Annotated in this window: 24 protein-coding genes and 1 pseudogene; 10 read left to right on the top strand and 15 right to left on the bottom strand. The window is 60.9% G+C overall.

The window, feature by feature from the left end; all coding sequences use genetic code 11:
• Nucleotides 1-62: 62 nt before the first annotated feature.
• Together purU and fdhA are read left to right on the top strand one after the other, a co-directional pair.
• Nucleotides 63-920: a formyltetrahydrofolate deformylase gene (gene purU / locus PSH76_RS27890; protein WP_060766722.1), complete on the top strand. Its 858-nt coding sequence runs from the start codon at nucleotides 63-65 to the stop codon at nucleotides 918-920.
• Nucleotides 921-1,104: 184 nt separating this feature from the next.
• Nucleotides 1,105-2,304, top strand: coding sequence for a formaldehyde dehydrogenase, glutathione-independent (fdhA, locus tag PSH76_RS27885; protein WP_014720230.1), 1,200 nt, complete (start codon nucleotides 1,105-1,107; stop codon nucleotides 2,302-2,304).
• 44 nt (nucleotides 2,305-2,348) lie between these two features.
• Here fdhA and PSH76_RS27880 read toward each other — a convergent pair whose 3' ends face one another.
• On the bottom strand, nucleotides 2,349-2,714 hold the full coding sequence (locus PSH76_RS27880; RefSeq protein WP_305493267.1) for a hypothetical protein: 366 nt from the start codon (nucleotides 2,712-2,714) through the stop codon (nucleotides 2,349-2,351).
• Nucleotides 2,715-2,912: 198 nt separating this feature from the next.
• A complete protein-coding gene (locus tag PSH76_RS27875) occupies nucleotides 2,913-3,371 on the bottom strand; it encodes an anti-sigma factor domain-containing protein (RefSeq protein WP_032894959.1) in 459 nt (152 codons plus the stop codon).
• Between the two features lie 136 nt (nucleotides 3,372-3,507).
• On the opposite strand from PSH76_RS27875, the gene PSH76_RS27870 reads away from it, so the two are divergent.
• Nucleotides 3,508-4,080, top strand: a complete 573-nt coding sequence (locus tag PSH76_RS27870) for a DUF2780 domain-containing protein (protein ID WP_098950167.1) — start codon at nucleotides 3,508-3,510, stop codon at nucleotides 4,078-4,080.
• Here PSH76_RS27870 and PSH76_RS27865 read toward each other — a convergent pair.
• Nucleotides 4,077-4,964, bottom strand: a complete 888-nt coding sequence (locus PSH76_RS27865; protein ID WP_032894964.1) for an acyltransferase — start codon at nucleotides 4,962-4,964, stop codon at nucleotides 4,077-4,079. The two genes, PSH76_RS27870 and PSH76_RS27865, sit on opposite strands and share 4 nt — an antisense overlap.
• 171 nt (nucleotides 4,965-5,135) lie before the next feature.
• On the opposite strand from PSH76_RS27865, the gene PSH76_RS27860 reads away from it, so the two are divergent.
• From PSH76_RS27860 to PSH76_RS30855, 5 genes are read left to right on the top strand one after another with little or no spacing between them, the layout of a single operon-like run.
• Nucleotides 5,136-5,636 (top strand): ATP-dependent zinc protease, encoded by a 501-nt coding sequence (locus tag PSH76_RS27860; protein WP_014720226.1) that lies wholly within the window; start codon nucleotides 5,136-5,138, stop codon nucleotides 5,634-5,636.
• An 8-nt stretch (nucleotides 5,637-5,644) separates the two neighbouring features.
• Nucleotides 5,645-6,313 (top strand): two-component system response regulator CreB, encoded by a 669-nt coding sequence (gene creB / locus PSH76_RS27855; protein WP_034133934.1) that lies wholly within the window; start codon nucleotides 5,645-5,647, stop codon nucleotides 6,311-6,313.
• Entirely contained in the window at nucleotides 6,313-7,752 is a 1,440-nt protein-coding gene (creC, locus tag PSH76_RS27850) for a two-component system sensor histidine kinase CreC (protein ID WP_098950169.1), read from the top strand. The genes creB and creC overlap by 1 nt, the downstream gene beginning before the upstream one ends.
• 51 nt (nucleotides 7,753-7,803) lie before the next feature.
• Nucleotides 7,804-9,153: a cell envelope integrity protein CreD gene (creD, locus tag PSH76_RS27845; RefSeq protein ID WP_098950170.1), complete on the top strand. Its 1,350-nt coding sequence runs from the start codon at nucleotides 7,804-7,806 to the stop codon at nucleotides 9,151-9,153.
• Nucleotides 9,150-9,332 carry a hypothetical protein gene (locus tag PSH76_RS30855; protein ID WP_032894972.1) on the top strand — a complete coding sequence of 61 codons (183 nt, stop codon included), beginning with the start codon at nucleotides 9,150-9,152 and terminating at the stop codon, nucleotides 9,330-9,332. The genes creD and PSH76_RS30855 overlap by 4 nt, the downstream gene beginning before the upstream one ends.
• On the opposite strand, the gene PSH76_RS27835 is transcribed toward PSH76_RS30855, so the two are convergent.
• The 8 genes from PSH76_RS27835 to PSH76_RS27800 all read right to left on the bottom strand — a co-directional run bounded on the left by PSH76_RS27835 (nucleotide 9,317) and on the right by PSH76_RS27800 (nucleotide 18,288).
• On the bottom strand, nucleotides 9,317-9,946 hold the full coding sequence (locus PSH76_RS27835; protein ID WP_032894974.1) for a glutathione S-transferase family protein: 630 nt from the start codon (nucleotides 9,944-9,946) through the stop codon (nucleotides 9,317-9,319). The two genes, PSH76_RS30855 and PSH76_RS27835, sit on opposite strands and share 16 nt — an antisense overlap.
• Nucleotides 9,947-10,052: 106 nt before the next feature.
• On the bottom strand, nucleotides 10,053-10,223 hold the full coding sequence (locus PSH76_RS27830; RefSeq protein ID WP_138762863.1) for a DUF4175 domain-containing protein: 171 nt from the start codon (nucleotides 10,221-10,223) through the stop codon (nucleotides 10,053-10,055).
• Nucleotides 10,220-11,323: a PepSY domain-containing protein gene (locus tag PSH76_RS27825; RefSeq protein ID WP_032894975.1), complete on the bottom strand. Its 1,104-nt coding sequence runs from the start codon at nucleotides 11,321-11,323 to the stop codon at nucleotides 10,220-10,222. The genes PSH76_RS27830 and PSH76_RS27825 overlap by 4 nt, the downstream gene beginning before the upstream one ends.
• Nucleotides 11,324-11,385: 62 nt before the next feature.
• A complete protein-coding gene (locus tag PSH76_RS27820; RefSeq protein WP_305493266.1) occupies nucleotides 11,386-13,815 on the bottom strand; it encodes a TonB-dependent siderophore receptor in 2,430 nt (809 codons plus the stop codon).
• Nucleotides 13,816-14,023: 208 nt separating this feature from the next.
• The gene (locus tag PSH76_RS27815) at nucleotides 14,024-14,992 is read right to left on the bottom strand and encodes a FecR domain-containing protein (RefSeq protein WP_305493265.1); all 969 of its coding nucleotides are present in this window, start codon (nucleotides 14,990-14,992) and stop codon (nucleotides 14,024-14,026) included.
• Nucleotides 14,989-15,507, bottom strand: coding sequence for an RNA polymerase sigma factor (locus tag PSH76_RS27810; RefSeq protein ID WP_003194824.1), 519 nt, complete (start codon nucleotides 15,505-15,507; stop codon nucleotides 14,989-14,991). Before PSH76_RS27810 ends, PSH76_RS27815 begins: the two co-directional genes overlap by 4 nt.
• Nucleotides 15,508-15,661: 154 nt before the next feature.
• The gene (locus PSH76_RS27805; RefSeq protein WP_305493264.1) at nucleotides 15,662-16,369 is read right to left on the bottom strand and encodes a PolC-type DNA polymerase III; all 708 of its coding nucleotides are present in this window, start codon (nucleotides 16,367-16,369) and stop codon (nucleotides 15,662-15,664) included.
• Complete coding sequence (locus PSH76_RS27800) at nucleotides 16,366-18,288, bottom strand: putative nucleotidyltransferase substrate binding domain-containing protein (RefSeq protein ID WP_098952599.1); 1,923 nt, start codon at nucleotides 18,286-18,288, stop codon at nucleotides 16,366-16,368. The genes PSH76_RS27805 and PSH76_RS27800 overlap by 4 nt, the downstream gene beginning before the upstream one ends.
• Nucleotides 18,289-18,534: 246 nt before the next feature.
• Between PSH76_RS27800 and PSH76_RS27795 the strand changes: the two are divergent.
• Nucleotides 18,535-18,972 (top strand): annotated as a pseudogene (locus tag PSH76_RS27795) (response regulator); the annotation flags it as partial.
• A 231-nt stretch (nucleotides 18,973-19,203) separates the two neighbouring features.
• Here the strand turns inward: PSH76_RS27795 and PSH76_RS27785 are convergent.
• Nucleotides 19,204-21,381 (bottom strand): malate synthase G, encoded by a 2,178-nt coding sequence (locus PSH76_RS27785; RefSeq protein ID WP_305493263.1) that lies wholly within the window; start codon nucleotides 21,379-21,381, stop codon nucleotides 19,204-19,206.
• A gap of 320 nt (nucleotides 21,382-21,701) precedes the next feature.
• Between PSH76_RS27785 and PSH76_RS27780 the strand changes: the two genes are divergently transcribed.
• The gene (locus PSH76_RS27780; RefSeq protein ID WP_003194815.1) at nucleotides 21,702-22,214 is read left to right on the top strand and encodes a glycine cleavage system protein R; all 513 of its coding nucleotides are present in this window, start codon (nucleotides 21,702-21,704) and stop codon (nucleotides 22,212-22,214) included.
• Nucleotides 22,215-22,436: 222 nt separating this feature from the next.
• On the opposite strand, the gene rarD is transcribed toward PSH76_RS27780, so the two are convergent.
• The 3 genes from rarD to PSH76_RS27765 form a co-directional block, all read right to left on the bottom strand.
• Nucleotides 22,437-23,321 carry an EamA family transporter RarD gene (gene rarD, locus PSH76_RS27775; RefSeq protein ID WP_305493262.1) on the bottom strand — a complete coding sequence of 295 codons (885 nt, stop codon included), beginning with the start codon at nucleotides 23,319-23,321 and terminating at the stop codon, nucleotides 22,437-22,439.
• Nucleotides 23,322-23,504: 183 nt separating this feature from the next.
• On the bottom strand, nucleotides 23,505-24,479 hold the full coding sequence (locus PSH76_RS27770) for a serine/threonine protein kinase (protein WP_003194811.1): 975 nt from the start codon (nucleotides 24,477-24,479) through the stop codon (nucleotides 23,505-23,507).
• 165 nt (nucleotides 24,480-24,644) lie between these two features.
• Nucleotides 24,645-26,543: a PhoX family phosphatase gene (locus PSH76_RS27765; protein ID WP_305493261.1), complete on the bottom strand. Its 1,899-nt coding sequence runs from the start codon at nucleotides 26,541-26,543 to the stop codon at nucleotides 24,645-24,647.
• Nucleotides 26,544-26,610: the final 67 nt, after the last annotated feature.

The raw sequence follows: 26,610 nt of genomic DNA, 5'->3' as shown, positions 1-26,610 counted from the left end.
CAGAGCGTCCATGGCGGCATTCCCACGCAAAGCGTGGGAACGATCAGCCTGAGGAGTGACCTATGAGCCGCGCACCCGATACATGGATTTTGACCGCCGACTGCCCCAGCGTGCTCGGCACGGTGGACGCGGTCACCCGCTACCTGTTTGAACAGGGCTGCTACGTCACCGAGCACCATTCGTTTGATGACCGCCTCTCGGGTCGGTTTTTCATTCGTGTTGAGTTCCGTCAGCCTGACGGCTTTGACGAGCAGGCGTTCCGCGATGGCTTGGCCACCCGTGGTGAAGCCTTTGGCATGATCTTCGAACTGACGGCGCCGAACTATCGGCCCAAAGTGGTGATCATGGTCTCCAAGGCCGATCACTGCCTGAACGACCTGCTGTATCGCCAGCGCATCGGCCAGTTGTCGATGGATGTGGTCGCGGTGGTGTCCAACCACCCTGATCTGAAACCGTTGGCCGACTGGCACCAGATTCCCTACTACCATTTCCCCCTGGACCCCAACGACAAACCGTCCCAGGAGCGTCAGGTATGGCAGGTGATTGAAGACACCGGCGCCGAATTGGTGATTCTTGCGCGCTACATGCAAGTGCTGTCACCGGAGCTGTGCCGCAAGCTGGACGGCAAGGCCATCAACATTCATCACTCGTTGCTGCCGGGCTTCAAGGGCGCCAAGCCGTATCACCAGGCGTACAACAAGGGCGTGAAACTGGTGGGCGCCACGGCGCATTACATCAACAACGATCTGGATGAAGGGCCGATCATCGCCCAAGGCGTGGAAGTGGTGGATCACAGCCACTATCCCGAAGACTTGATTGCCAAGGGGCGGGATATCGAAGGGCTCACATTGGCGCGGGCGGTGGGGTATCACATTGAGCGGCGGGTGTTCTTGAATGCCAATCGCACTGTCGTTCTTTAGATCGCTATCGCAGGCAAGCCAGCTCCCACACGCTTGAATGTGTGAACCCGATCCACTGTGGGAGCTGGCTTGCCTGCGATGAGGCCCTTACAAGCAACACAAGAAACAGCATCTGTAATCCGAGCACTTAACGCGCGGCCCCAAGGGCAACGCAGTTCCATAAAAACAACAGCGAGGTGAAAGCATGTCTGGTAATCGTGGTGTCGTGTATCTCGGCAACGGCAAGGTCGAAGTACAGAAAATCGACTATCCCAAAATGCAGGACCCCCGTGGCAGGAAGATTGAGCACGGCGTCATCCTGCGCGTGGTCTCCACCAACATCTGCGGCTCCGACCAACACATGGTGCGCGGCCGCACCACGGCCCAGACCGGCCTGGTGCTGGGTCATGAAATCACCGGTGAAGTGATCGAGAAGGGCAGCGACGTTGAGAACCTGAAAATCGGTGACCTGGTGTCCGTGCCCTTCAACGTGGCGTGCGGCCGCTGCCGCTCCTGCAAGGAACAACACACCGGCGTCTGCCTGACCGTCAACCCGGCCCGGGCCGGTGGTGCCTACGGCTACGTGGACATGGGCGACTGGACCGGCGGCCAGGCCGAGTACGTGCTGGTGCCGTATGCCGACTTCAACCTGCTGAAACTGCCGGACCGCGACAAGGCCATGGAGAAAATCCGTGACCTGACCTGCCTCTCCGACATCCTGCCCACCGGCTATCATGGCGCCGTCACGGCCGGTGTTGGCCCAGGCAGCACCGTGTATATCGCTGGTGCCGGTCCGGTCGGTCTGGCGGCGGCGGCATCGGCACGCCTGCTGGGTGCAGCGGTGGTGATCATCGGCGACGTCAATTCAATCCGCCTGGCCCACGCCAAGGCCCAGGGTTTTGAAGTGGTCGACCTGTCCACCGATACCCCTCTGCACGAACAGATTGCCGCGTTGCTCGGCGAGCCGGAAGTGGATTGCGCCGTTGACTGCGTAGGCTTTGAAGCACGCGGCCACGGCCACGATGGCGTCAAGGCCGAAGCCCCGGCCACGGTGCTCAACTCGCTGATGGGCGTGGTGCGCGTGGCGGGCAAGATCGGTATCCCAGGCCTGTATGTGACCGAAGACCCAGGTGCTGTCGATGCCGCCGCGAAAATGGGCAGCCTGAGCATTCGCTTTGGCCTGGGCTGGGCCAAATCCCACAGCTTCCACACCGGGCAGACGCCGGTGATGAAGTACAACCGCCAACTGATGCAGGCGATCATGTGGGACCGTATCAACATCGCCGAAATCGTCGGCGTGCAGGTGATCAGCCTCGATGACGCCCCCCGCGGGTATGGCGAGTTCGATGCGGGTGTGCCGAAGAAGTTTGTGATTGATCCGCATAAGTTGTTCAGTGCGGCGTAGCGCGTTGGGCAAATGAAAAAGGGCGACCCGTGGGTCGCCCTTTCTTATTTTTGTAGATTCAGCCTCAAATTTGGAACGGCGGTTTGGCCATTTTCAACAATGGTTTTTCCGCCGTAGTTGCACCGAGTTACGCCATTAACTACCTCGTAGGACTCAGGTGCAAGTTCGTACTTGTCCGCCAGGTAGTCATCCGTTGTTCCAGCAGTTTCTCCTGTCCAGGAGCCTTCAGTATTAGATGACGTGTATTTGAAACCGTCTTCGAATTTCTTTTCCTTACCCACAAAATACTCTTGCTTCGTGGGCGTTGACTCTATGTTTTTGACTTTGGGGCATTTATCTATGTCAGCAGCATAAGCATTGCCAGCTAATAAACAGGCCGCCATCAACCCTACAATTAACGTCTTATCCATTTTTCCGTTCCTTGAAACGTGGTGTGGAACTAGATGTTATTAAGCGTGATAAGCGAGGGATACTGTGAGAACTGACAGTTATTCATATCGATAAGGAATAAGAAGGAGGAGGTATATTCCGTGTGTTTCATTGTGAGCGGCAGCAGGGGCTTTAAAAAAATGCCGGCCACTGACCGCTCATATCACATGCTGTGAGGGTTAACGCATTGCCAGTGCCCCTTGATACACCGTCGGGCCGGTTGGCTGCTTACTCACTGAACCACCTTTGGTTTCAGAACTTACCATCAACTCCACCGGTTGTTTGATGGTCTCCTGCTGGCGGGGGTTCAGGCCAATGATGCCTTTGCCATCCTCGGGCAACAGGCCAAGGGATACCGGTGTGCCGTCTTTGGGAATCGCCCAGAGTTCAAGGCTTTGGTCCGGTGCTGGCGCCGTGGAGGCAATCGGTTCTACTTCCAGGTAATCCTTATGGGCCATGATCTGTGCTGCTGGCTGCTGGGTCGTGGTCACCAACGTTGCCGCGGATTTGACGCTGTCCTGGGTGTAGAGCGCGCCGCCGATACCGGCAACCACCACCACGCAGGCGCCGATGAACAGGCGAGGGCGGCTCCAGAACGCAGGCTTGTGCTCAATCACTGGGGGTTGGATCGCAGTCATAAGTCTCTTCTCGACAAATTTTGTAGTCAGTTCATGGACCCGCTTATCCCCGATGGGTTCCTGAGGGGCTCCGGAACAACCGACGGGTTACCCAGTCCAACGCCTGCGTTTACCCCTATACCCAGAGGTTGTTTCGATGAAGATTTCACGCGGTTTTGCCCTGTCCTGCCTGTTGACCGTGGCCGCCGGCCCGGTGTTCGCCGCAGGTTTCAGCCTTGGCGATGCAGCCAACGCCATTTCCGGCATGCAGGGTGGCAACAACAAGGCCGCTGCCGCCGCGCCTACGTCGGAAACGGCCGACCTGCTGACGGCCCTGACCTCGCAACTGAACATCACCCCCGAGCAAGCGGTGGGCGGCACGGGTGCCATGCTGGGTCTGGCCAAGAACAAACTCAGTGGCAACGACTTCTCGCAGTTGAGTAGCACTGTGCCGGGGCTGGACAAGTTATCGGGTAATAACGCATTGGGCAGCCTCGGTGCCTTGAGCGGGATGCTCGGCCAAACCGGCGGCAGCAAGACCAGCGGCCTGGACGGCCTGCTGGGTAACGTGAAAAGCACCAATGACTTGAACACCGCCTTCAGCGCCCTGGGCATGGACAGCGGCATGGTCGGCCAGTTTGCCCCGGTGATTTTGCAATACCTGGGCGGCGAGGGTGCCAACAGCTCCGTACTGGGCAAATTGGCTCAGGCTTGGGGCACCGGCAGCTAAAGAGGCTCCTCGCGCAGTTGTTCGATGCGCGCATCCTTTTCCATCCAGAGCTGGTTGACCCAGTTCTGGACTGTCTGGCGAAACGCCGGATCATTCTCGTAATCCCCTTGCCACAGCGCCGGGTCCAGTTCGCGGGTACGGATATCCACGATCACCTTCGGCACCGCGCCGCTGATCAAGTCCCAGAAGCCCGGAATCTTTTGCTGCGGGTACACCACGGTCACGTCGAGGATCGCGTCCAACTGTTCGCCCATCGCCGCCAGCACAAAGGCCACGCCGCCCGCCTTGGGCTTGAGCAACCGGTTATACGGTGAAGCCTGTTGCGTGCGCTTGGCCTCGTTGAACCGCGTGCCCTCCAGGTAATTGACCACCGTGACCGGCTGGCGCTTGAACAGCTCGCAGGCCTCTTTGGTGATCTTCAAATCCTGCCCCGCCAGCTCCGGGTGCTTGGCCAGGAACGCCTTGGTGTAGCGTTTCATGAAGGGGTAATCCAACGCCCACCAGGCCAGGCCGAGAAAGGGCACCCAGATCAGTTCTTTTTTCAGGAAGAACTTGAAGAACGGCGTGCGCCGGTTCAATGCCTGGATCAGCGCGGGAATATCGACCCAGGATTGGTGGTTGCTGATCACCAGGTAAGAGGTATCGCCGCGCAGGTCCTCGCCACCGCGAATATCCCATTGGGTGGGGATGCACGCGGCGAAGATCAGCTTGTCGATCTCGGCCCAGGTCTCGGCGATCCACATCACCGCCCATGAGGCATAGTCACGCGAGCGCCCTGGCGCCACCAGCTTGAGCAGGGCGAAGACCATCAAGGGGCCGATCAGGATCAGCGTGTTGAGTAACAGCAGCAGTGTAACCAGACAGCCGGTGAGCAGGCGGCGCATAAGCAACTCTTGGAATTCTGTGGGCGGGCCATGATAAGCAAGGTGAGTCTAGAGGCCAAATCGCAAAATCGCGCACGAATGTTTCACACTGCGCGCGATATGCTCGGTCATCCAACTAAGTGCTGTGTTTGCGGTCTAGACTCCGCCCACTTCTTTCGAGGAAATCCTGCCGTGAAATTACTCCTTGCCGCGTTTGCCCTGGTTGCCGTACCTGTCATGGCGGCCGAGCCGACCCTTTACGGTCGCTACGAATACATCCAGTTGCCGGAGATCGGCCAGACCTTCAAGGCCAAGATGGACACCGGCGCGCTGACCGCCTCGCTGTCGGCGCGTGACATCGAAACCTTTCAGCGCGACGGCGATGATTGGGTACGCTTCCGCCTCGGCGGTGAGGACGCCGGTAACAAGGTGTATGAGCACAAGGTGTCGCGCATCAGCAAGATCAAGAGCCGCGCCGACGAAGATGATGACAAGGACGAAGCCAGCGTGGCCAAGCGCCCGGTGATCGACCTGGAAATGTGCCTGGGTGACGTCAAACGCACCGTTGAGGTCAACCTTACTGACCGCAGCAGTTTCAACTACCCACTGCTGATCGGCGCCAAGGCCCTGCGTGAGTTTGGTGCTGCGGTAAACCCGGCGCGTCGTTACACTGCCGACAAACCGGACTGCTGATTGAGCCCATGCCGCACATCCTGATTGTCGAAGACGAAGCGGCGATAGCCGACACGCTGATTTTTGCCCTGCAAGGCGAAGGCTTCACCACCACCTGGCTGACGCTCGGCCAGGCGGCGCTGGAGCATCAGCGCCAGACCCCGGCGGACCTGGTTATCCTCGATATCGGCCTGCCGGACATCACCGGCTTTGAAACCTGCAAGCAATTGCGCCGCTTCAGCGAAGTGCCGGTGATGTTCCTCAGTGCCCGGGATGCCGAGATCGACCGGGTGGTGGGGCTGGAGATCGGCGCCGATGATTACGTGGTCAAGCCTTTCAGCCCGCGGGAAGTGGCGGCGCGGGTCCGGGCGATTCTCAAGCGGGTCGGCCCGGGTGTGGCGCCGACGCTGTTCCAGGTAGACCTGGAACGCATGCAGATTCTCTATCGCGGCCAACCCTTGAGCCTCACGCGCCATGAGTTCCGCTTGCTGCAAAGCCTGCTGGAGCAACCCGAGCGTGTGTTCAGCCGCGAGCAACTGCTGGACGCGGTGGGCGTACCTGCCGATGCCGGTTACGAGCGCAATATCGACAGCCATATCAAAAGCCTGCGCAGCAAGCTTCGGAGTGTGGCGGCGGACGCCGAGCCGATCCAGACCCATCGTGGCCTCGGTTATAGCTACAGCCCGAGCCACAGCTGATGCGCCTGGGGCTGCGGATTTTTCTGGTGTATGCACTGTTTATCGGCCTGACCGGCTACTTCGTGCTCAACACCGTGATGAAGGAAATCCGCCCCGGCGTGCGCCAGTCCACCGAAGAAACATTGGTGGACACCGCCAACCTGTTGGCCGAGATCCTGCGCGAGGACGTGAAGAACGGCACCCTCGGCCAGAGTCATTGGCCTGCGCTGCTCAAGGCTTATGGCAACCGTCAACCGGGTGCGGTGATCTGGGGGCTGCCGAAGAACCAGGTCAACCATCGCATCTACGTGACCGACGCCAAGGGCAGGGTATTGCTCGACTCCAGCGGTGAAGCGGTGGGCCAGGACTATTCGAAATGGAACGACGTGTACCTGACCCTGCGTGGCGAATACGGTGCGCGCTCCACCCGCAGTGACGCGGACGATGCCACCTCATCGGTGATGCACGTGGGGGCGCCGATTCGCGATAACGGCCAGATCATCGGTGTGGTCACGGTGGCCAAGCCCAACAGCTCGTTGCAGCCCTACGTGGATCGCACTGAGCGGCGCCTGTTGTGGTACGGCGCCGGGCTGGTCACCCTGGGGCTGCTGCTGGGCGCGCTATTGTCGTGGTGGCTGACGGCGGCGCTCAGGCGCCTTACCGCCTATGCCGAAGCCGTGAGCGAGGGCCACCGCGCCGAGTTGCCGCATTACCGCGGCGGCGAGCTCAAGCAGTTGTCCACCGCCGTGGAACACATGCGCACGCAGCTGGAAGGCAAGGCTTACGTAGAGCGCTACGTGCACACGCTGACCCATGAATTGAAAAGCCCATTGGCGGCGATTCGCGGAGCGGCGGAGCTGTTGCAGGGTGACATGAGCCGCGAGCAGCAGCAGCGTTTTGTCGGCAATATCGACAGCGAAAGCGCGCGCCTGCAACAGTTGATCGAACGCCTGTTGAACCTGGCCCAGGTGGAGCAGCGCCAGGGTCTGGAGGAGCAGTCGAGCATTCCTTTGGCCGCGCTGGTTGAGGATGTGCTCAAGGCTCAATGTGCGCGGATCGAAGGCGCCGGCTTGCACGTCGAGCAGGCCATCGCCGCTGATGTGAAGGTGGTTGGCGAACCCTTCCTGCTGCGCCAGGCCCTGGGCAACCTGTTGGACAATGCCCTGGATTTCACCCCGCCGGGCGGCACGCTGAGGTTCAGCGCCCAGGTGCAGCATCACGAGGTGCAGGTCAGCCTGTTCAACCAGGCGCAGGCAATTCCCGACTACGCCTTGCCGCGCCTGAGCGAGCGCTTCTACTCGCTGCCGCGCCCGGCCAGCGGGCGCAAAAGTACGGGCCTGGGGCTCAACTTTGTCGAGGAGGTGATGAAGCTGCACGGCGGCTCGTTGCAGATCGGCAACGTACCCGGCGGCGTGCGAGCGGTGCTGCATCTCCACACAGTCTCCACATTGCCCACATAAATCCCTCATACCGGCTGGGCAGACTCTCCCCATCAAAACAGGGAGAGACCCATGAACCGCAACCTGCTTTTCAAATTGGGCGCGATTGCGCTGCTGATCCTGCTGTTGCTCATTCCGTTGCTGATGATCAACGGCATCATCAGCGACCGTCAGCAATTGCGCGACGGCGTGTTGATGGACATTGCCCGCAGTTCAAGCTTTGCCCAGCGCCTCACCGGGCCGGTGATGGTGGTGCCGTATCGCAAGACCGTGCGTGAGTGGAAGCTCAATGAGAAGCTCAACAAACGCTACGAAGAAACCCGTGAAGAACGCGGCCGTCTGTATTTCCTGCCGGACCGTTTTGAGCTCGACGGCAAGGTGCAAACCGAACTGCGCTCGCGGGGTATCTACCAGGCACGGTTGTTCCATGCCGACAACCGTATCAGCGGGCGTTTCGAGTTGCCTGCGCAGTTGGGGATCACCGAAGACTTTGCCGATTATCGCTTTGAGCCGGCGTTTCTGGCGGTGGGCATCAGTGATATTCGCGGCATTGAAAACGCGCTGAAGCTGGAACTGGGCGAGCAGCGGCTGGAGTTCTCGCCAGGCTCTCAAGTCGACTGGCTGGGCGAGGGCGTGCATGTGACGCTGCCCGAGCAGGACAGCAAGAAACCCGCCGTGGTGGAGTTCGCCTTCGACCTGCGCCTGCAAGGCACCGAGCAACTGCAAGTGGTGCCCGTGGGCAAGACCAGCCAGGTGTCACTGGCGTCCAACTGGCCGCACCCGAGCTTTATCGGCAACTTCCTGCCGGCTCAACGTGACGTCACCGACCAGGGTTTCAGCGCCAATTGGCAAACGACATTCTTCTCCACCAACCTGGAACAAGCCCTGCAGAACTGCCTGGACGGGCAAGGCTGTGAAAACTTCAGCAACCGCAGCTTTGGCGTTAACTTCATCGACCCGGTAGACCAGTACCTCAAGAGCGACCGGGCGATTAAATATGCGCTGTTGTTTATCGCCCTGACCTTTGCCGGCTTCTTCCTCTTCGAGGTGCTCAAGAGTCTGGCGGTGCACCCGATCCAGTACGCTTTAGTGGGCGTCGCACTGGCGTTCTTCTACCTGCTGCTGTTGTCGTTGTCCGAGCATCTGGGCTTTGCCCTGGCCTACCTGATATCTGCCAGCGCCTGTGTGCTGTTGATCGGCTTCTACGTGTGCCATGTGCTGCGCAGCGTTGCCCACGGCCTGGGGTTTTCGGCTGGGCTGGCGGCGCTGTATGGCTTGCTGTACGGGTTGCTCAGTGCCGAGGATTACGCGCTGTTGATGGGCTCGCTGTTGCTGTTTGGCTTGCTGGGCACGGTGATGGTGCTGACACGCAAGCTGGATTGGTATGGGGTGGGTAAACGCAAGGTGGAGCAAGGGCAATGATCGGACTGCGCGAAGACCAGCAAATGAAAGCCAAGATGGTCAACTTCCTCACCAACGCCACCTTCCACTGTAGGAGCGAGCTTGCTCGCGAAGAACGCAAGAACACCGCATTTAACCAGACGACCCGCGTTATCGTTGACGATTTTCGCGAGCAAGCTCGCTCCTACAGAGGCGGCTGAGTCTGCTGCATCGAAGGCCGCTGGCTGACCTCGGCGTACCAGGCGGCGAGCTTGGGAGTGTCCGAGCGCCATTGCAGATCCGGGTGGCGAAAGTCGATATAGCCCAGTGCACACGCCACGCTGATGGCGGCGATGTCGAAGTGGCTGGCCAGTTCGGCAATGGCGTCCCGCTCCAGTTCGGTGAGGGCGCGGCGGATCTTGTTGCGCTGTTCTTCCAGCCAGGGCGCCCAGTGTTTTTCTGGCGGGCGCATGGCGGTTTCGTAACGCACCAGCACGGCGGCATCCATGATGCCGTCAGCCATCGACGCCAGGGTCAGGCGCCGCCAGCGGGCCGAGCCGTCGCGGGGGATCAGCGGGTTGCCGACATGCTGGTGGTCGAAGTAATCGAGGATCACCCGGCTGTCGTGCAGTACCGAACCGTCGGCCAGGCGCAGGGCCGGGATTTTGCCGGTGGGGTTGCCTTGCACCACATCGGCGTCCGGGGTGATGGGCGTGGGCATGCAAGCGTGCAGGGCCACGCGGTCCTGTTGGCCGGTCTCGATCAGCAGCACGCGGACTTTGCGCACGAAGGGTGACGCCGGGTTGTGGAACAAGGTCATGCTGGGCGCGGACATGGGCATTCCTCTGTAGGAGCGAGCTTGCTCGCGAATAACGCCAACGATAACGCAGCTCGCTTGGTTTAACGCGGTGCTCTCGGGTTTTTCGCGAGCAAGCTCGCTCCTACAGCAGTTTGTAGACGGCAATGGCCGCGGGTATGCCCAACCCGACCCAACTCAAAGAATCCCACCACCCATCCCCCAGCAGCGCCGCAAACAACCCGGCAGCACTGAGCAGGCCAATCCCCAGCGGTAGGGCAAACACCTTCCAGAAATTCGACTGCCGCGGCTTCATACCTTGGCCGCCTTGCGCCGCACGATCCATAAGTAAATGCCGCTCACCAGCACGATGATGGTCAACACATCCAGCACCGCCCACAGGACCTTCATCGGCATGCCGCCGTAATCACCAAAATGCAGGGGTTGGGACATGCCCATGGCGTCCATGTACCAAGGCCGTTCGGCGATGGCGGTGACGGCCAGGGTACTGGCGTCGATCAGGACCGGTGTCAGCAAGTGGGAGGTCAGGTGCGTGCTGCCTTTCATGAACACAGCGTAGTGATGTTCGCTGGAAAAGCGCGTGCCGGGGAAGGCGATAAAGTCTGGCTCCATACCCGGTGCGGCCTTGGCGGCAATGCTCAACAGCTCGGTGGCGGGTGCGCGCTGGGTCAGCGGCGGGGCGCTCTTGTAGGGTTCGATCATGGCGCTGAGGCTGTCCTGGCGCCAGGCGGCGATGATCAGGTCGGCGCAGGCGCTGATCACGCCGGTTACCCCCACCACCAGCGCCCAGGTCAAAGTGACCACGCCGATCAGGTTGTGCAGGTCGAGCCAGCGCAGGCGAGTGGACTTGTCCTGGCGCACGGTGGCGAACTTCAAGCGGCGCATGAACGGCAGGTACAACACCGTGCCCGAGATAATCGCCAGCACAAACAGAAGGCCCATGAACGCCAGCAACAACTTGCCCGGCAGCCCGGCAAACATATCCACATGCAGGCGCAGCAGGAACAGGGTGAAGCCCCCATTGGCAGACGGCATTTCGACGGTTTCGCCAGTGCGGGCATCGAGCATGAAGGTGTGCGACGAGTTCGGCTCCGTGCCGGCGGTGGCCGCCATGATCGCGATCACGCCGTTGTTGTCGTCTTCGTCCCAGGCCAGGTACTGCATGGCCTCGCCGGGGCGATGGGCCTGGGCTTTGGCTACAAGCTGCTCGAGGTTGAGCCGGGGCGTATCGGCAGGCATCTGCGCCAGTTCGGGCTCGTTGCCCAGCAGGTGGTCGATTTCGTGGTGAAACACCAACGGCAGGCCGGTGAGGGCGAGCAGCAGCAGGAATACGGTGCAGATCAGGCTGGTCCAGGTGTGGATGAAGGACCAGCGGCGGATGGTTTTGCTTTTCATTGTCTAGCCTTCAGATGCACCAAAGCCGCCCGGTGGGGCGGCCTGGCTGTTAACTCAGCTGATTACCACTGGTAGGTGGCGCTGGCGACGACGCTGCGTTGGTCGCCGAAGTAGCAATAGGAGCCATCACAGGTGGAAATGTAGTCCTTGTTGAACAGGTTGGTCGCGTTCACTTTCACCGACGCGCCCTTGAGACTGTTGTCCAGGCGGCCGAGGTCGTAGTGCACCGCCCCGTCGAACACGGTGTAGGCGTTGGCCTTGCCGGCCCAGGTATTGGCCTGGTCGCCGTAGGTGTTGCCGGTGTAGCGGGCGCCGAAGCCGATACCGAAACCGTCGAGCGCGCCGGTGTGCCAGGTGTAGTCGGTCCACAAGGACGCTTGCTGGTTAGGCATCAGTTGCAGGCGGTTGCCTTTGAACTCGCCTTTTTGCACTTCGGATTTGGCCAACGTGTAGGCGGCGATCACTTTGAGGTTTTCGGTCACGTCAGATACGGCTTCCAGCTCCAGGCCTTTGACTTTCACTTCGCCGGTCTGGTCGGTGACAGACACACCACCGGACTGGAAGCTGCTGACCAGAACGTTCTTCTGGGTCAGGTCATACAGCGCGGCACTCAGTAGCGTGTTCGAACCCGGCGGTTGGTACTTGATCCCCAATTCCCACTGCTTGCCTTCGGTGGGCTTATAGGACTCTGTAGGAGAGGCACTGGCGTTGCTCGCCGGCTGGAAAGATTCGGCGTAGGAGATATACGGTACGAAGCCCGAGTCGAACACATAGCTCAGTGCCGCGTTCCCGCTGAAATTCTTGCTGCGGTCAGTATTGGTCGCGTCGTTTTTGTTGAGGTACGTAGTGCCTTGGTGCACCCAGTCTTCACGGCCACCCAGGGTCAAGCGCCAGTTATCAAGAGCCATCTGGTCCTGGACGTAGAGGCCGGTCTGGACGGTTTTCTGGTTGTAGTCGTAGAAAGCGCCGGAGCGTGCGGGGCGTTCAACTGGCGTGGTGTTGACCGGGTTGAAGATGTTGACTCGTCCGGCCTGCCCGTAAATCGACAAGTACGAGGTATCGGTACGCTGGTGGTCAAGCCCGAGTAGAAGGGTGTGGGTGACGTCGCCGGTGGAGAAGTCGGCCTGAAAGTTGTTATCTACCGCCAATTGTCCGATGTTCTCGTCCACGTTGGTCGAAGAACGGTCCATATTGCCTTCGGCGTCGACCGGTGCCCAGCCAAAGGCGCCCACGGTCAATTGTTGGAACGACAATTCTGATTTGGTGTAACGCAGATTCTGTTTGAACTGCCAGGTATCGTTGAAGCGGTGCTCGAATGCGTAGCCGAGTGCGTAATAGGTACGGTCGTAGAACTCGTAGTCCGGATCGCCCAGGTTTTTATGATGCGAAACGTCACCCAGTGGCGACTTGATCTTGGTGCCGACTATCGGCAGGAACTGGCTGGTCGCCCCGGTATCGTCACGGGTGAACTGCGACAGCAAGGTCAATTTGGTATCGGTGTCGATGTTCCAGGTCAGGCTGGGCGCGATGTTGTAGCGCTTGTTGTCGATATGGTCGATCTGCGTTCCGGCATCACGTACCACGCCGCCAACGCTGTAGAGAAACTGGCCCTCATCATCGATCTTGCCAGTGCTTTCGAAATCGATCTGGCGGTGGTTGTCACTGCCGTATTGCACCTGGATAGCACTGCTCTGTTCGGCGCTGGGACGGCGGCTGACCATGTCCAGCAAGCCACCAGGTGGAGTTTGACCATAAACCGATGAAGCCGGGCCGCGCAGCAGGGCGAGGCGGTCCAGGTTCCAGGTTTCGGCTTTAGGGTTGGCATACACGCCGCGAGGCAATGGCAGGCCATCAAGGAATTGCGTCGGCTCGAAGCCGCGCACACGCATCCAGTCGTAACGGGTGTCGCTGCCGTAGCTGGCGGACACAATGCCGGGCATGTACTTGACCGCGTCGTCGAGGTTCTGGACGTTACGGTCCTGCATCTGCTCGCGGGTGGCTACCGAGATCGAGCGTGGTGCCTCAACCAGCGCGGTATCGGTTTTGGTGCCGGCGGCGGTGCGCTTTGCTACATATCCCTCCACCGGCCCCCAAGCGCTTTCATAGCTGCCTTGGCCGGTGATGTTGGTGGTCGGCAAGGCGACGATGCCCTCCGGAACCGGCATCAGGGTGTAAGTGCCCGCACTGCTTTGTTCCAACTGCAGCCCCGTCCCCCGCAAGGCCTCACGCAACGCGCCCTGCGCATCGAACTGGCCTTTGACCGGCGCCGAGGTCTTGCCGGCAGCGAGTGCGGGGTTGAGGGTCAGGGCCAGGCCGGCCTGGCTGGCGATCTGGTTCAGGGTGGTGGCCAGTGGCGCAGCGGGCAGGTTATAGGCGCGCACACTGGAGGCTTGTTCTGCGGCGATCAGCGGGGTGCTGGCCAGCGGGGCGCTGAGGGCGATCGCCATGGCTAACAGGCTGGGGCGCAACAAGGTGTCTAGCGTGCGGGACATAGGGGCGGCTCCTGAATGGAAATATTTCTCAATTGCCTAGGTGCCGAGTGAGAATCGAAAAGTGATAGGGCTGGGTGAAAATATTTTTTCGCAGGTGTGCTTGAGGGCCTCATCGCAGGCAAGCCAGCTCCCACAGTTGATGGTGTTCGCAGTTCAAAATGTGGGAGCTGGCTTGCCTGCGATAGCAATCGCCCAGGCACTGCAGGACCTAAGGCTTACCCTTGACGGTCACCCACCACGGCGTGTGCTGCTCGATCTGCACCGGCAAGGTCGGCAACAGCGCATTCAATGCCAACGTGGTGTCGTGCAGCGGGAAACTGCCGGTGATGCGCAGGTCGGCCACGGACTTATCCACACCCAGGTAGCCGGTGCGATAGCGCGCCAATTCCTCGATCACATCCCCCAGCCGGGCGTTGTCGACCACCAGCATGCCGCGGGTCCAGGCATCGGTGGCCGGGGTGACGGCCAGCAGCGGGCCAAGGCCGTCGCTGCGCATCAGCACCTGCTGGCCCGCCTTGAACACCTGTTCCTGGTGCAACGCCTCGGGCTGGGCGGCCACGGCTGACTGCAACACACTCAGGCGCGTGGCATCGTCTTCGCGCTTGACGATAAACCGGGTGCCCAGCGCCCGCAGACTGCCGTCGCGGGTTTGCACGTAGAACGGGCGTGAATCGTCGTGGCCGGTTTCGACGAGGATTTCGCCTGCCTGCAACACGATCAAGCGGCGTGTTTCGTCGAAGCGCACATCAATGGCGCTGTGGGTGTTGAGGTTGACCCGTGTGCCGTCCGCCAGTTTCAGCGTGCGTTGTTCACCGGTGGCGGTGCGTTGGTCGGCCAGCCAATAGTGGATAGGTACGTAACGCTCACCGGCAAACAGCGCCAGGCCGCACACCACAACGATACTGGCCAGGCCCCGGCCCAGTTTGCGCACGCGCTGGCGGATGCCGTGGCGCGATTGCAGCAGCGCCGCCCGGGCCGGGCCTGAGGCCACGCTGAAACGCTGGTCGAGCATGCCCAACTGGCGCCAGGCGCGCGCATGTTCCTCATCGCTGGCCAGCCACTTGCTGAACTCTTCCCGTTCCACCGCGCTGCCGTCGCCCGAGTCGAGGGACAGTTGCCAGGCAATCGCGGCATCCAGCACGCGCGACGACACCGGTTTGGAGCCGATGGCGGTCACGACGGCTCGCCATACAGTGCGATGTAGCACTGGCGAATGCCCTGGGCCAGGTATTGGCGCACGCGGGGCACTGACACGCCCAGGCGCTGGGCGATTTCAGCGTGGCCCAGGCCGTCGAGGCGGTTATAGAGGAACGCAGCGCGGGCCTTGCTCGACAGTTTGCCGAGCAGGCGGTCGATGGCCTTGAGGTCTTCGAGGATCAGTTGCTGGGCTTCCGGCGAAGGCTGTTCGCTTTCCGGGATCAGCATCAATTCGGTGAGGTAGGCCTGCTCCAAAGCTGCACGACGGAAGTAGTCGAACAGCAAACCCTTGGCGATAGCCACCAGGAACGCCCGCGGTTCGCGGGGCTCGCGCAGCTCATCACGGCCCAGCAGGCGCATGAAGGTGTCCTGGCTCAGGTCTTCGGCACGGCTTGGGCACGCCACGTTGCGTCGCAGCCAAGCCAACAGCCAGCCACGGTGGTCGCGATATAACGCACCAACAAGCTCACTGCGTGGGGTCTGGACCGACGACAAGGCATCACCGAATAAACAAGAGGTTTAAACTAACGAGAATTATTCGCGATTGTCGCAGAGGCGTGGGGTGGGCGCAATTGGCGTCTGTCGGGAGATCGTCCCCACGCTCTGCGTGGGAATGCATCCCGCGATGCTCCGCGTCGGGCGCGAAGCGTTAAAGGGAAGGGGACTGTTTGCGCCGTTTCCATTGGGCCAAACGCGCTTGCAGCGCCTGGGGCGTGTCGATCTGTTGCTGCCGCGCCCGGCTGAACAGGATCAGCATCAGCTCCGCCGTCGCCAATGCATCGGCGCTGGCGTGATGGCGTTCGCCGGCCTGTAGCCTGAAGTGGTTGAGCCAATCATCCAGCCCGGCCTCGCGAATGTGCGCCTCAGGGCACAACAGCGGAGCCAGGTCTGCCACATCCAGGAATGGGTGGGCCAGGCGATACCCCAGGCTGTCCTTGAGCGCCCGGCACAGCATGTGTTGATCAAACGGCGCATGAAAGGCCAGCAGAGGGCTGTCGCCCACGAACGCCATGAAATCCAGCAACGCCTCGGCCGGGTCGCTGCCGGCGGCGATTGCACTGGGCCCCAGCCCGTGGATCAGCACACTGGGGCTGAGCTTGGTGTCGGTGCGTTGCAGCGTGCGTTCGAACAGCTGGGAAAAATCCACCGCACCGTCTTCGATGACCACGGCGCCGATGGACAGCACCTGGTCGCGGTGAAGGTTCAGGCCGCTGGTTTCCAGGTCCACCACCACCCAGCGCTGGCTGCGCATTGGGCCGTTGCCCAGCTCGGCGGGCTTGGGTAACTGCTCCAGGCGCTGCTGTTGCGCGGTGCTGAGCCCGGGTTTTTTGGCGCGCAGCCAGCCAAACAAACTCACAGCTGATACCGCAAGCTCAGGCTGCTTTGCAGGCGTTGGGCCTGGCGCAGGGACTCACGCAGGATGCGCCTGTCGAGGTGGTTGAGGCTGTCGGGGTCGACGCGGTTGGAATAGGGCAGGTTCTCGCGGGTCTGCAATTGATGCTGCTGCATACGGGTCTGCTGGATAAAGTGGTAGGCCTCTTCATAAGCGGCGCCATCCAGGGGCTCGATCACGGCCTTGTCCACCAATTGGCGCAGGCGTTCCAGGGTGTTGTTGGCGTGGATGCCATTGGCCAGCGCCAACAGGCGCGCGCCGTCTACAAAGGGCGTAAGGCCCTGCACCTTGAGGTCGAGGGTGGCTTTTTCGCCATTTTTGCGGGTCAGCACAAACTCGCGAAAACGCCCCACCGGCGGGCGGCGCAGCAGTGCGTTCTCGGCCAACATACGTTGGAACAAGCGGTTATCCGCCACCTGATCGAGAATGCCCTGGCGCAGTTGCTCGCAACCGCGCTCGTCGCCCCACACCACGCGCAAGTCAAAATAGATGCTTGAGCCCAGCAGGTTTTCCGGCGTCGCCTCACGAATGAACGCGCCGAAGCGCCGCGCCCACTCCACGCGGGACAAGCACAGCTCGGGGTTGCCGGCCATGATATTGCCCTTGCACAGGCTGAAGCCGCACAGCGCCAAGCTTTGGTTGATGTGCTGCGCCAGGGGCAGCAAGCGGCCACGAAAGTCGGCGGCTTCGACGGCGTCCTTGGCCTCGAACAGGATGCCGTTGTCCTGGTCGGTGTACAGCGTTTGCTCGCGACGGCCTTCGCTGCCAAAACACAGCCAACTGAAGGGCACGCCGGGGTCGCCTTTTTCCGCGAGGGTCAGCTCGATCACCCGGCACACGGTGTGGTCGTTGAGCAGCGTAATGATGTGGGTGATCTGGGTGGATGAGGCGCCATGGGCGAGCATGCGCTCCACCAACTGGCCGATTTCACCGCGAATCGCCACCAGGTTTTCCACCCGGGGCGCGTTGCGGATGGTGCGGGCCAGGTGCACCAGGTCCACGCGCTGCAAGGAGAACAAGTCACGCTCGGAGACCACGCCACACAAGCGCTGATCTTGCACCAGGCACACATGGGCGATATGCCGCTCGGTCATGGCGATGGCCGCGTCGAACGCGCTGTGCTCCGGGCTCAAGTAAAACGGTGCCTGGGTCATGTGCCCGGCAATGCTCTGGCTGAAGTCGCTGGTGCCGTCGGCGACCACCTGGCGCAGATCGCGCAGGGTGAAGATGCCCAAGGGCGCCTTGTGTTCGTTGACGATCACAATGCTGCCGACCTGCTGTTCGTGCATCAAGGTCACCGCTTCACGCAACGGCGTGTGCGGGCTGCAGGTGACCGGGTGGCGCATGGCCAATTCACCCAGGCGGGTATTCAAGGAGTATTGGGTGCCGAGGGTTTCCACGGCTTTTTGCTGTACCTGCTGGTTGACCTGGTCGAGCAGGCTGCTGACCCCGCGCAAGGCGAAATCACGAAACGGGCTGGACAGCGCGAACAGCTTGATAAAGGCCGGCTTGTTCAATTGCAGGCAAAAGGTGTCTTCAGCGGCTTTGTGTTCTGTGCGGGTCGCGCGTTCACCCAGCAAGGCGGCGAGGGGGAAGCATTCGCCGGTGGCGATTTCAAAGGTAGTGTCTGCCGAGTCTGGGCGCTCACCCACGACCCGCCCCTGCTTGACGATATAAAAATGCTCGACCGGGCCGCCCGACGGTTTGAGGATGCTGTCGCCAGGGCCGTAGAAACGCAGCTGGCACTGTTCCACCAGGAAGGCCAGGTGCGCTTGTTCCATCTGGTTGAACGGCGGGAAGCGTTGCAGGAATTGCAGGGTGCCGTGGATGTTCTGCAACACCGCGGTTTTACCCGCCTGTGCGAATGCATCAGCTTTACTCATAACAGTGACCGCAGTGTTTTTGTCGTTATCGTGCTGCATGGTCGACTCCTGCGCGGTGGGTGCCCATTGGACGTAAGTCTAGGTCGAGGAATACCGCGCAAAACTAGGGAAAAACCTTACATGACAATCGTCCAAAACCCGTAGAACGCCCACTAGGCAAACTTTCCGACGAAGTGCACATTGATCGCCCTTCCGCAGATGTCTGACGAGTGTGCTGGGAGATTGATGAGAACTGCTGAGAAACGTATGTCCGACCACGATATTTTGAGTGATGCCGAGCGCGAGGCGCTGAGCGCCGTGATGCTGGAGCCCGATTTACCCCCCCAACGCGTATTGATCGTGGACGACGACAAGGACGCGCGTGAACTGTTGGCGGAAATCCTTGGGCTCGACGGTATTCGCTGCATGACAGCCGAAAGTGGCGAGGCAGCGTGGGAGTTGTTGAAGACGCACAGTTCCATCGGTTTGTTGATCACCGACCTGCGCATGGCGCCCAGCAATGGCCTGGAATTGATCCGCCAGGTGCGTGAGTCCACCCGTGCGGCGTTGCCGATCATCATCATGTCTGGCGACGCGGAAGCCCCGGATGTGATTGATGCGATGCATTTGAGCGTGGTGGATTTCTTGCTCAAGCCGATTGATAGCGTGAAGTTGGCGAAGCTGGTGAAGCGGGAGTTGGGCATCGCAATGCCTGAAGGAAATGAAAAAACCCTTTCTCCCAAGCAACCGCAGAAGCCGCACAGACACCCTTGGGGCAAGAAAAAGTAGTTTCAATTAAAAAGCCCCGATCTTTCGATCAGGGCTTTTTTGCATCTGTAGGAGCGAGCTTGCTCGCGAAGAATGCACAGGCACCGAGTTTGTCCAAGGTGCCTGCGTTATCGTTGACGTTTTTCGCGAGCAAGCTCGCTCCTACCATTACAGGCCGTTCTTGGCCTTGAACTCCCGACGCCTGCGGTGCAACACCGGCTCGGTATAGCCATTGGGCTGCTTGGTCCCTTCAATCACCAACTCCACCGCTGCCTGGAACGCGATGTTGCTGTCGAAATCCGGAGCCAGTGGGCGGTACAACGCATCCCCGGCATTCTGACGGTCTACCACCGGCGCCATGCGCTTGAGGCTTTCCATCACTTGAGCTTCGTTGACGATGCCGTGGCGCAGCCAGTTGGCGATGTGCTGGCTGGAAATACGCAGGGTGGCGCGGTCTTCCATCAGGCCGACATCGTTGATGTCCGGCACCTTGGAGCAGCCCACACCCTGGTCGATCCAGCGCACTACATAGCCGAGGATGCCTTGGGCGTTGTTGTCCAGTTCGTTGCGGATTTCTTCCTCGGACCAATCGGTATTGCTGGCCAAAGGAATGGTGAGGATATCGTCCACCGAAGCGCGTTCGCGCTTGGCCAGCTCGGCCTGGCGGGCGAACACATCAACCTTGTGGTAATGCAACGCATGCAGGGCCGCGGCGGTCGGCGACGGTACCCAGGCGGTGTTGGCGCCGGCCAGTGGGTGAGCGATTTTCTGTTCGAGCATCGCCGCCATCAGGTCGGGCATGGCCCACATGCCTTTGCCGATCTGTGCACGACCTTGCAGGCCAGTGCTCAGGCCGATATCGACGTTCCAGTTCTCATAGGCGCCGATCCATTTTTCTGCCTTCATGGCCGCCTTGCGCACCATCGCGCCGGCTTCCATGGAGGTGTGGATTTCATCGCCGGTGCGGTCGAGGAAACCGGTGTTGATAAACACCACACGCTCGCTGGCCGCCTTGATGCAGGCCTTGAGGTTGACCGTGGTGCGGCGCTCCTCGTCCATGATCCCGACCTTGAGGGTGTTGCGCGCCAGGTTCAGCACCTCTTCGATGCGGCCGAACAGTTCGTTGGTGAACGCGGCTTCTTCCGGGCCGTGCATCTTCGGTTTCACGATGTACACCGAACCGGTGCGGCTGTTCTTGCGGGTGTTGTTGCCGTTGAGGCTGTGGATCGCCGCCAGGCTGGTGATCAGGCCGTCAAGAATACCTTCCGGTACTTCGTTGCCGTCTTTATCGAGGATCGCATCGATGGTCATCAAGTGGCCAACGTTGCGCACGAACAACAGCGAACGGCCGTGCAGGGTCACGTCGCTGCCATCCACGCCGGTGTAGACGCGGTCAGGGTTCATGGTGCGGGTGAAGGTCTGGCCGCCCTTGGCCACTTCTTCGGCCAGGTCGCCCTTCATCAGGCCGAGCCAGTTGCGGTAGATCACCACTTTGTCGTCGGCGTCCACAGCCGCCACGGAGTCTTCGCAGTCCATGATGGTGGTCAGCGCGGCTTCCATCAGCACGTCTTTGACGCCGGCAGCGTCGGTCTGGCCGACTGGGGTGCTGGCGTCGATCTGGATTTCGAAGTGCAGGCCATTGTGCTTGAGCAAGATTGCAATCGGCTCGGCCGCAGGGCCCTGGAAGCCGATCAACTGGGCATCGTCACGCAGGCCGCTGTTGCTGCCGCCTTTGAGGCTGACGATCAGCTTGCCATCGACGATCTTGTAGCCGGTGGAATCGACGTGGCTGCCGGCGCTGAGCGGTGCGGCTTCGTCGAGGAAGGCGCGGGCGAAGGCAATCACCTTGTCGCCACGCACTTTGTTGTAGCCCTTGCCTTTCTCGGCGCCGTTGGCTTCGCTGATGGCGTCGGTGCCATACAGCGCGTCGTACAGCGAGCCCCAGCGCGCATTCGAGGCATTGAGGGCGAAGCGGGCATTCATCACCGGCACGACCAGCTGTGGGCCGGCCATACGTGCGATCTCGTCATCGACGTTTTGGGTCGAGGCCTCAAAGTCTGGGGCTTCTGGCAGCAGGTAGCCGATGTCTTGCAGGAAGGCTTTGTAGGCCACCGGGTCATGGGCCTGGCCTGCGTGGGTCTGGTGCCAGGTATCGATCCGCGCCTGGAAGTCGTCGCGTTTGGCGAGTAGGGCTTTGTTCTTCGGGGCCAGGTCATGGATGACCTTGTCGGCACCGGCCCAGAACTGGTCGGCAGTGATGCCGGTACCGGGAATGGCTTCGTTATTCACGAAGTCGAACAGGACTTTGGCGACCTGCAGGCCACCGACTTGAACGTGTTCAGTCATTGCTTGCCTCACTCTGCGGAGCTTATGCGCTTTTTCAGATTTTCATTATGTAGTGCACGGTTGGGCATACTACATGATGACTTGCGGTTGTGAAAATTAGACTAAATACGTCGTTTAGCGACCCACTTTGGTCGTACGGTCACAGCGGAGAACCGAATGTTCTCAAAAAACTATTGGATTGTTCCAGATAAATATCAAAATGGTACACGATTTGTCTGTGGGAGCTGGCTTGCCTGCGATGGTCGTTAACGATCACGCAGACCTTCTGGATAAACGCGGCCTGTCTATAATCGAGGATCAACCAACCGAGGGACTGCGCCATGGACCATCTTGTACTCACTATTATCGCCGCCGACAAACCCGGCCTGGTTGAACGCATCGCGCAGAACATTGCCAGCCATGGTGGCAACTGGCTGGAAAGCCGCATGGCACACATGGCCGGGCAGTTTGCCGGGATCCTGCGGGTCAGCGTGCCGAGCGAGCAGCGCCAGGCATTGGTGGGGGCGCTGGAGGATTTATCCACCCACGGCATTCGCGTGTTGGTGGGTGAGGGCAGCAGCGGCCAGGCATCGGCGTCCAAGCCGATCCTGATGACCCTGGTGGGCAATGACCGCTCGGGCATCGTGCGTGAGATCACCGCGCTGTTGAGCCAGCAGGGCGTCAACCTGGAACGCCTGAGCACCGATGTGCGCCCGGCGCCCATGAGTGGTGATCCGCTGTTCAACGCCGAGGCGTTGCTGCAAGTGCCGGCCACGCTGTCGCTGGAAACCTTGCAAGAGGCTTTGGAAACCTTGGCCGATGACTTGATGGTGGAGCTGCGTCAGGAGGAATAACGATCCACAAGGTTATGCATCGAAATCTTGCATGGGCCTGTGGATAACCTGTAGAGACCCGACCCTAGGCCGCGCCGGCTGGGCGTTTGCGCAAGTTGAGCAAAAAACGAGCAGTTTCAAGGGCTTGTGCACAAATGGCGGGGATCAGGTTGTGGATAACCTTGGGGTGGAACGCTGCAAGCCACGAAAGCTGTGGCTTGCAGAGGTTTGTACGTTATTTGATCAGCGTTTGCGCACGGTCAGCCAGGCATCCAGGCTGTACACCACCAGCCCGGCCCAGATAAAGGCGAAGGCAATCAGCGTGCTCGGTGCCAGGTGTTCACCGAACAACAGCACGGCTTCGAGCAACACCAGCGTCGGCGCCACATACTGCAAAAAGCCCAGGGCGGTGTAGGGCAAATGCCGTGCAGCGGCGTTGAAGCACACCAGGGGAATCAGCGTCACCGGGCCTGCGGCCACCAGCCACCAGGCTTCGGAGGTGCTCCAGAATGCCAGTTGCGCGCTGTGGGCACTCGGGTTGAACAGCAACCAGGCGATGGCAATGGGTACCAGCATCCAAGTTTCCACCACCAGCCCTGGCAGCGCCTTGACCGGCGCCTGCTTGCGGATCAAACCGTAGAAACCGAACGTCAGCGCCAGCGCCAGCGACACCCACGGCAGGCTACCGACCTGCCACACCTGCTGCGCCACACCCGCCGCAGCCAACCCGACAGCCACCCATTGCAAACGGCGCAGGCGCTCGCCGAGGATCAGCATGCCCAGCAGCACATTTACCAGCGGGTTGATGTAGTAACCCAGGCTCGCTTCGAGCATGCGCCCGGTGTTCACCGACCACACATAGGTCAGCCAGTTAGCGGCGATCAACGAACCACTGAGGGCCAGGATCGCCAGGCGCTTGGGGTTGTCGCGCAGCTCGCGGAACCAGCCGGGATGTTTCCACACCAGCAGCAACAGCCCACCGAACAGCGCCGACCACAACACGCGGTGCACGATGATCTCGGCGGCGGGCACGCTGGCGATGGCTTTGAAGTAGAGCGGGAACAGACCCCAGATGACATAGGCGCTCAGGCCCAGGATGTACCCCTTGCGAGGGTTGGCGGCTTGCATTGCAGAATCCTTGCTTAGGCAGCTAACAAAGCGCAATTGTAAGGATATTTGTCAGACAACGCTCGTTCCCACGCTCTGCGTGGTAACGCCGCCTTGGACGCTCTGTGTCTGCTCTTAAATCGTGACGCGGAGCGTCACAGGATGCGCGCCCACGCAGAGCGTGGGCGCGATCATGGAACGCGTTCAGAAGAGCTTCAGCGGTTCTTCATTGAGCGCCGACAGTTGCTCGCGCAATGCCAGCACTTGGTCACCCCAATACCGCTCGCTGCCAAACCACGGAAAGCTATGGGGGAAGGCGGGGTCGTCCCAGCGTCGCGCCAGCCAGGCGCTGTAGTGCATCAGGCGCAGGGCGCGCAGCGGTTCGATCAGCGCCAGTTCGCGGGGGTCGAAGTCGTGGAATTCCTGGTAGCCATCCATCAGCTCCGAGAGCTGGCCCAGGCATTCCTGGCGGTCGCCCGCCAGCATCATCCACAGGTCTTGCACCGCCGGGCCCATGCGGCAGTCGTCCAGGTCGACGATATGGAACATCTCGTCGCGGCACATCATGTTGCCGGGGTGGCAATCGCCGTGCATGCGGATGTTCTTGTGCGGGGTGGCCTTGTAAACCTCTTCCACACGCTTGAGCAGGTCGCGGGCTACGGATTCATAAGCCGGCAGCAGGCTCTTGGGAATGAAGTTGCCTTCAAGCAGGGTGGTAAGGGAGTCATGACCGAAATTCTTCACCCCCAGGGCTTCGCGGTGTTCGAACGGGCGGGTGGAGCCCACCGCGTGCAAACGCCCGAGCAGTTGCCCAAGCCGATAAAGCTGATCGAGGTTGCCAGGCTCCGGCGCGCGGCCGCCACGGCGGGGGAACAGGGTGAAGCGGAAACCTGCATGTTCGAACAGGCTCTCGCCGTTGTGGACCAACGGGGCGACCACCGGTACGTCGCATTCGGCCAGTTCGAAGGTGAAGCGGTGTTCTTCCAGGATCGCCTCGTTGGTCCAGCGCTGGGGGCGATAGAACTTGGCAATCAGCGGTTCGGCGTCTTCGATGCCCACTTGGTACACGCGGTTTTCGTAGCTGTTGAGCGCCAGAACCCGCGCGTCGCTGAGGAAACCGATGCTTTCGACGGCGTCGAGCACCAGGTCTGGGGTGAGTGTTTCAAACGGGTGGGCCATGCGAACTCCTGCGCGCAGCAGGGCGCCGCGTCCGGCCGGGTATGGTAACGCTGTAGGAGCGAGCTTGCTCGCGAAAAACCAGAGAGCGGCGCGGGGAGTCAGGTTCCCCGCGTTATCGTTGACGGTCTTCGCGGGCAAGCCCGCTCCTACAGGGATAGCGGTGTGTCAGGCGCCTACGATCCCGCCGTCATCCCGCCGAATCGCCATCACCGAGGAACGCGGCTTGCCGTTGGGCAGGTGTTCCGGCCAGGTCGAACCACCGGTTTCCCCTGGGTGTTGAATGCCCACGAACAGCGTCTTCTGGTCCGGCGAAAAACTGATCCCCGTCACCTCACACGCCACCGGCCCCACCATGAAACGACGGATCTCACCGGTGCTCGGGTCGGCACACAGCATCTGGTTATTGCCCATGCCCGCAAAGTCGCCGGCGTTGCTGTAGTCGCCATCGGTGAGGATCCACAGGCGCCCGGCTTTGTCGAAGCCCAGGCCGTCGGGGCTGTTGAACATGTTTTGCGGGTTGATGTTGGACGAACCACCCTTGGGGTTGCCGGCATGTACGCCGGGGTTGCCGGCCACCACGAACAGGTCCCAGGTGAAGTCCGTGGCACCGTGGTTATCGGCGTCGGCTTTCCAGCGCAGGATCTGGCCGTAGACGTTTTTCTCCCGTGGGTTGGGGCCGCCCACCGGCTGGCCCTCTTCGCCGCGCTTGGCGTTGTTGGTCAGGGTGCAATAGACCTGGCCGTCGGTGGGGCTGACCACGATCCATTCCGGGCGGTCCATGCGTGTGGCTTTCACCACGCTGGCGGCCAGGCGCGCGTGAATCAACACCTCGGCCTGGTTGGCGAAACCGCTGCTGGCGTCGATGCCGTTTTTGCCATGGGTGAGTTCAACCCACTGGCCTTTGCCCTTGGGGTGGTCGGCGTTGCCGTCGCCCGCGTCGAAGATCGCCACGTACAAGGTGCCGTGGTCGAGCAGGTCTTTGTTGGCCTTCGGATTGTTGTGGTTGATCTGATCGCGGCTGACGAACTTGTAGATGAACTCACCGCGTTCATCGTCGCCCATGTACACCACGGCGCGGCCGTCACGGGTTTCGGCGAGGGCTGCGTTCTCGTGCTTGAAGCGCCCCAGGGCCGTGCGTTTTACCGGGGTGGATTGCGGATCGAACGGGTCGATTTCCACCACCCAGCCATGGCGATTGAGTTCGTTGGGGTTCTTGGCCATGTCAAAGCGCGGGTCGTGCTGATGCCAGTTGATGTCCTTGCTGGCGGCCACCACGCCGTAGCGCTTCTGCCCGGCGTCGAAGGTTTGCTGCGGGTTGCTGCTGCCAAAGCAATCGGTGAAGTTTTCTTCGCAGGTCAAATAGGTGCCCCACGGAGTCTTGCCGTTAGCGCAGTTCTGGAACGTGCCGAGGACTTTTTTGCCGGTCTTGTCGGCGCTGGTTTTCAGCCAATCATGGCCGGCAGCAGGGCCGCTCAAGCGGAGCGGTGAATTGCCGTGGATGCGCCGGTTGTAGCGCGAGTCCTGGACGAACTGCCAGGTGTCACCCTGGCGCCGTACTTCGATCACCGACACGCCTTCGCTGGCCAGGGCCTTGCGCACGTCTTCGGCGGATTGCGGCGCGCCGCCGTGAGCGAAGAGGTAACGGTAGTTGGTGTATTCGTTGTTGATCGCCATCAGCGCGCGGTTGTCGTCGCCAGGGAATGGGAACAGGCTCATGCCGTCATTGTTGTCGCCGAACTGTTGTTCCTGGGCCTTGGCGGTGCCATGGCCGGTCGGGTCGAAGGCTGGGGCGTTCTTGTGCAGGGGCTGGCCCCAGCTGATCAGCACCGAAGCGCTGTAGCCCGGTGGCAGGGTGATGGTGTCGCTGGTGGCGGCGGCGATGCTGGTGAACCCCAGCAGCGGGCTGGCGGAAGCGGCATTCACCGCCAGGGCGCTACGGCTCAGCAGGTTACCGCCGAGGAACATCGCGGCGCCGCACAAGGCGCCTGCGCCGATAAAGCGACGGCGGGTCAGGCCCACCATCTGTTCAAGGTCGGTGGCTTGGTGTTCTTCTAATAGGCTCATCACAGGCTCCTTTAAGGTTTTTGCAGACACCTTAAGCAGCGCTTGTGACCGAATTGTTGCAGCTTGA

The sequence above is a fragment of the Pseudomonas sp. FP215 genome (genome assembly GCF_030687795.1).
In the GTDB taxonomy this organism is placed as follows: domain Bacteria; phylum Pseudomonadota; class Gammaproteobacteria; order Pseudomonadales; family Pseudomonadaceae; genus Aquipseudomonas; species Aquipseudomonas salmasensis.
The sequence above is the reverse complement of the archived record's forward strand: the minus strand, read 5'-3'. Positions and strand labels throughout refer to the sequence as shown.

Coding starts and splice junctions, on each gene's coding strand:
- purU (WP_060766722.1), top strand. CDS start 63: ATGAGCCGCGCACCCGATACATGGATTTTGACCGCCGACTGCCCCAGC.
- fdhA (WP_014720230.1), top strand. CDS start 1,105: ATGTCTGGTAATCGTGGTGTCGTGTATCTCGGCAACGGCAAGGTCGAA.
- PSH76_RS27880 (WP_305493267.1), bottom strand. CDS start 2,714: ATGGATAAGACGTTAATTGTAGGGTTGATGGCGGCCTGTTTATTAGCT.
- PSH76_RS27875 (WP_032894959.1), bottom strand. CDS start 3,371: ATGACTGCGATCCAACCCCCAGTGATTGAGCACAAGCCTGCGTTCTGG.
- PSH76_RS27870 (WP_098950167.1), top strand. CDS start 3,508: ATGAAGATTTCACGCGGTTTTGCCCTGTCCTGCCTGTTGACCGTGGCC.
- PSH76_RS27865 (WP_032894964.1), bottom strand. CDS start 4,964: ATGCGCCGCCTGCTCACCGGCTGTCTGGTTACACTGCTGCTGTTACTC.
- creB (WP_034133934.1), top strand. CDS start 5,645: ATGCCGCACATCCTGATTGTCGAAGACGAAGCGGCGATAGCCGACACG.
- creC (WP_098950169.1), top strand. CDS start 6,313: ATGCGCCTGGGGCTGCGGATTTTTCTGGTGTATGCACTGTTTATCGGC.
- creD (WP_098950170.1), top strand. CDS start 7,804: ATGAACCGCAACCTGCTTTTCAAATTGGGCGCGATTGCGCTGCTGATC.
- PSH76_RS30855 (WP_032894972.1), top strand. CDS start 9,150: ATGATCGGACTGCGCGAAGACCAGCAAATGAAAGCCAAGATGGTCAAC.
- PSH76_RS27835 (WP_032894974.1), bottom strand. CDS start 9,946: ATGTCCGCGCCCAGCATGACCTTGTTCCACAACCCGGCGTCACCCTTC.
- PSH76_RS27830 (WP_138762863.1), bottom strand. CDS start 10,223: ATGAAGCCGCGGCAGTCGAATTTCTGGAAGGTGTTTGCCCTACCGCTG.
- PSH76_RS27825 (WP_032894975.1), bottom strand. CDS start 11,323: ATGAAAAGCAAAACCATCCGCCGCTGGTCCTTCATCCACACCTGGACC.
- PSH76_RS27820 (WP_305493266.1), bottom strand. CDS start 13,815: ATGTCCCGCACGCTAGACACCTTGTTGCGCCCCAGCCTGTTAGCCATG.
- PSH76_RS27800 (WP_098952599.1), bottom strand. CDS start 18,288: ATGAGTAAAGCTGATGCATTCGCACAGGCGGGTAAAACCGCGGTGTTG.
- PSH76_RS27785 (WP_305493263.1), bottom strand. CDS start 21,381: ATGACTGAACACGTTCAAGTCGGTGGCCTGCAGGTCGCCAAAGTCCTG.
- PSH76_RS27780 (WP_003194815.1), top strand. CDS start 21,702: ATGGACCATCTTGTACTCACTATTATCGCCGCCGACAAACCCGGCCTG.
- rarD (WP_305493262.1), bottom strand. CDS start 23,321: ATGCAAGCCGCCAACCCTCGCAAGGGGTACATCCTGGGCCTGAGCGCC.
- PSH76_RS27770 (WP_003194811.1), bottom strand. CDS start 24,479: ATGGCCCACCCGTTTGAAACACTCACCCCAGACCTGGTGCTCGACGCC.
- PSH76_RS27765 (WP_305493261.1), bottom strand. CDS start 26,543: ATGAGCCTATTAGAAGAACACCAAGCCACCGACCTTGAACAGATGGTG.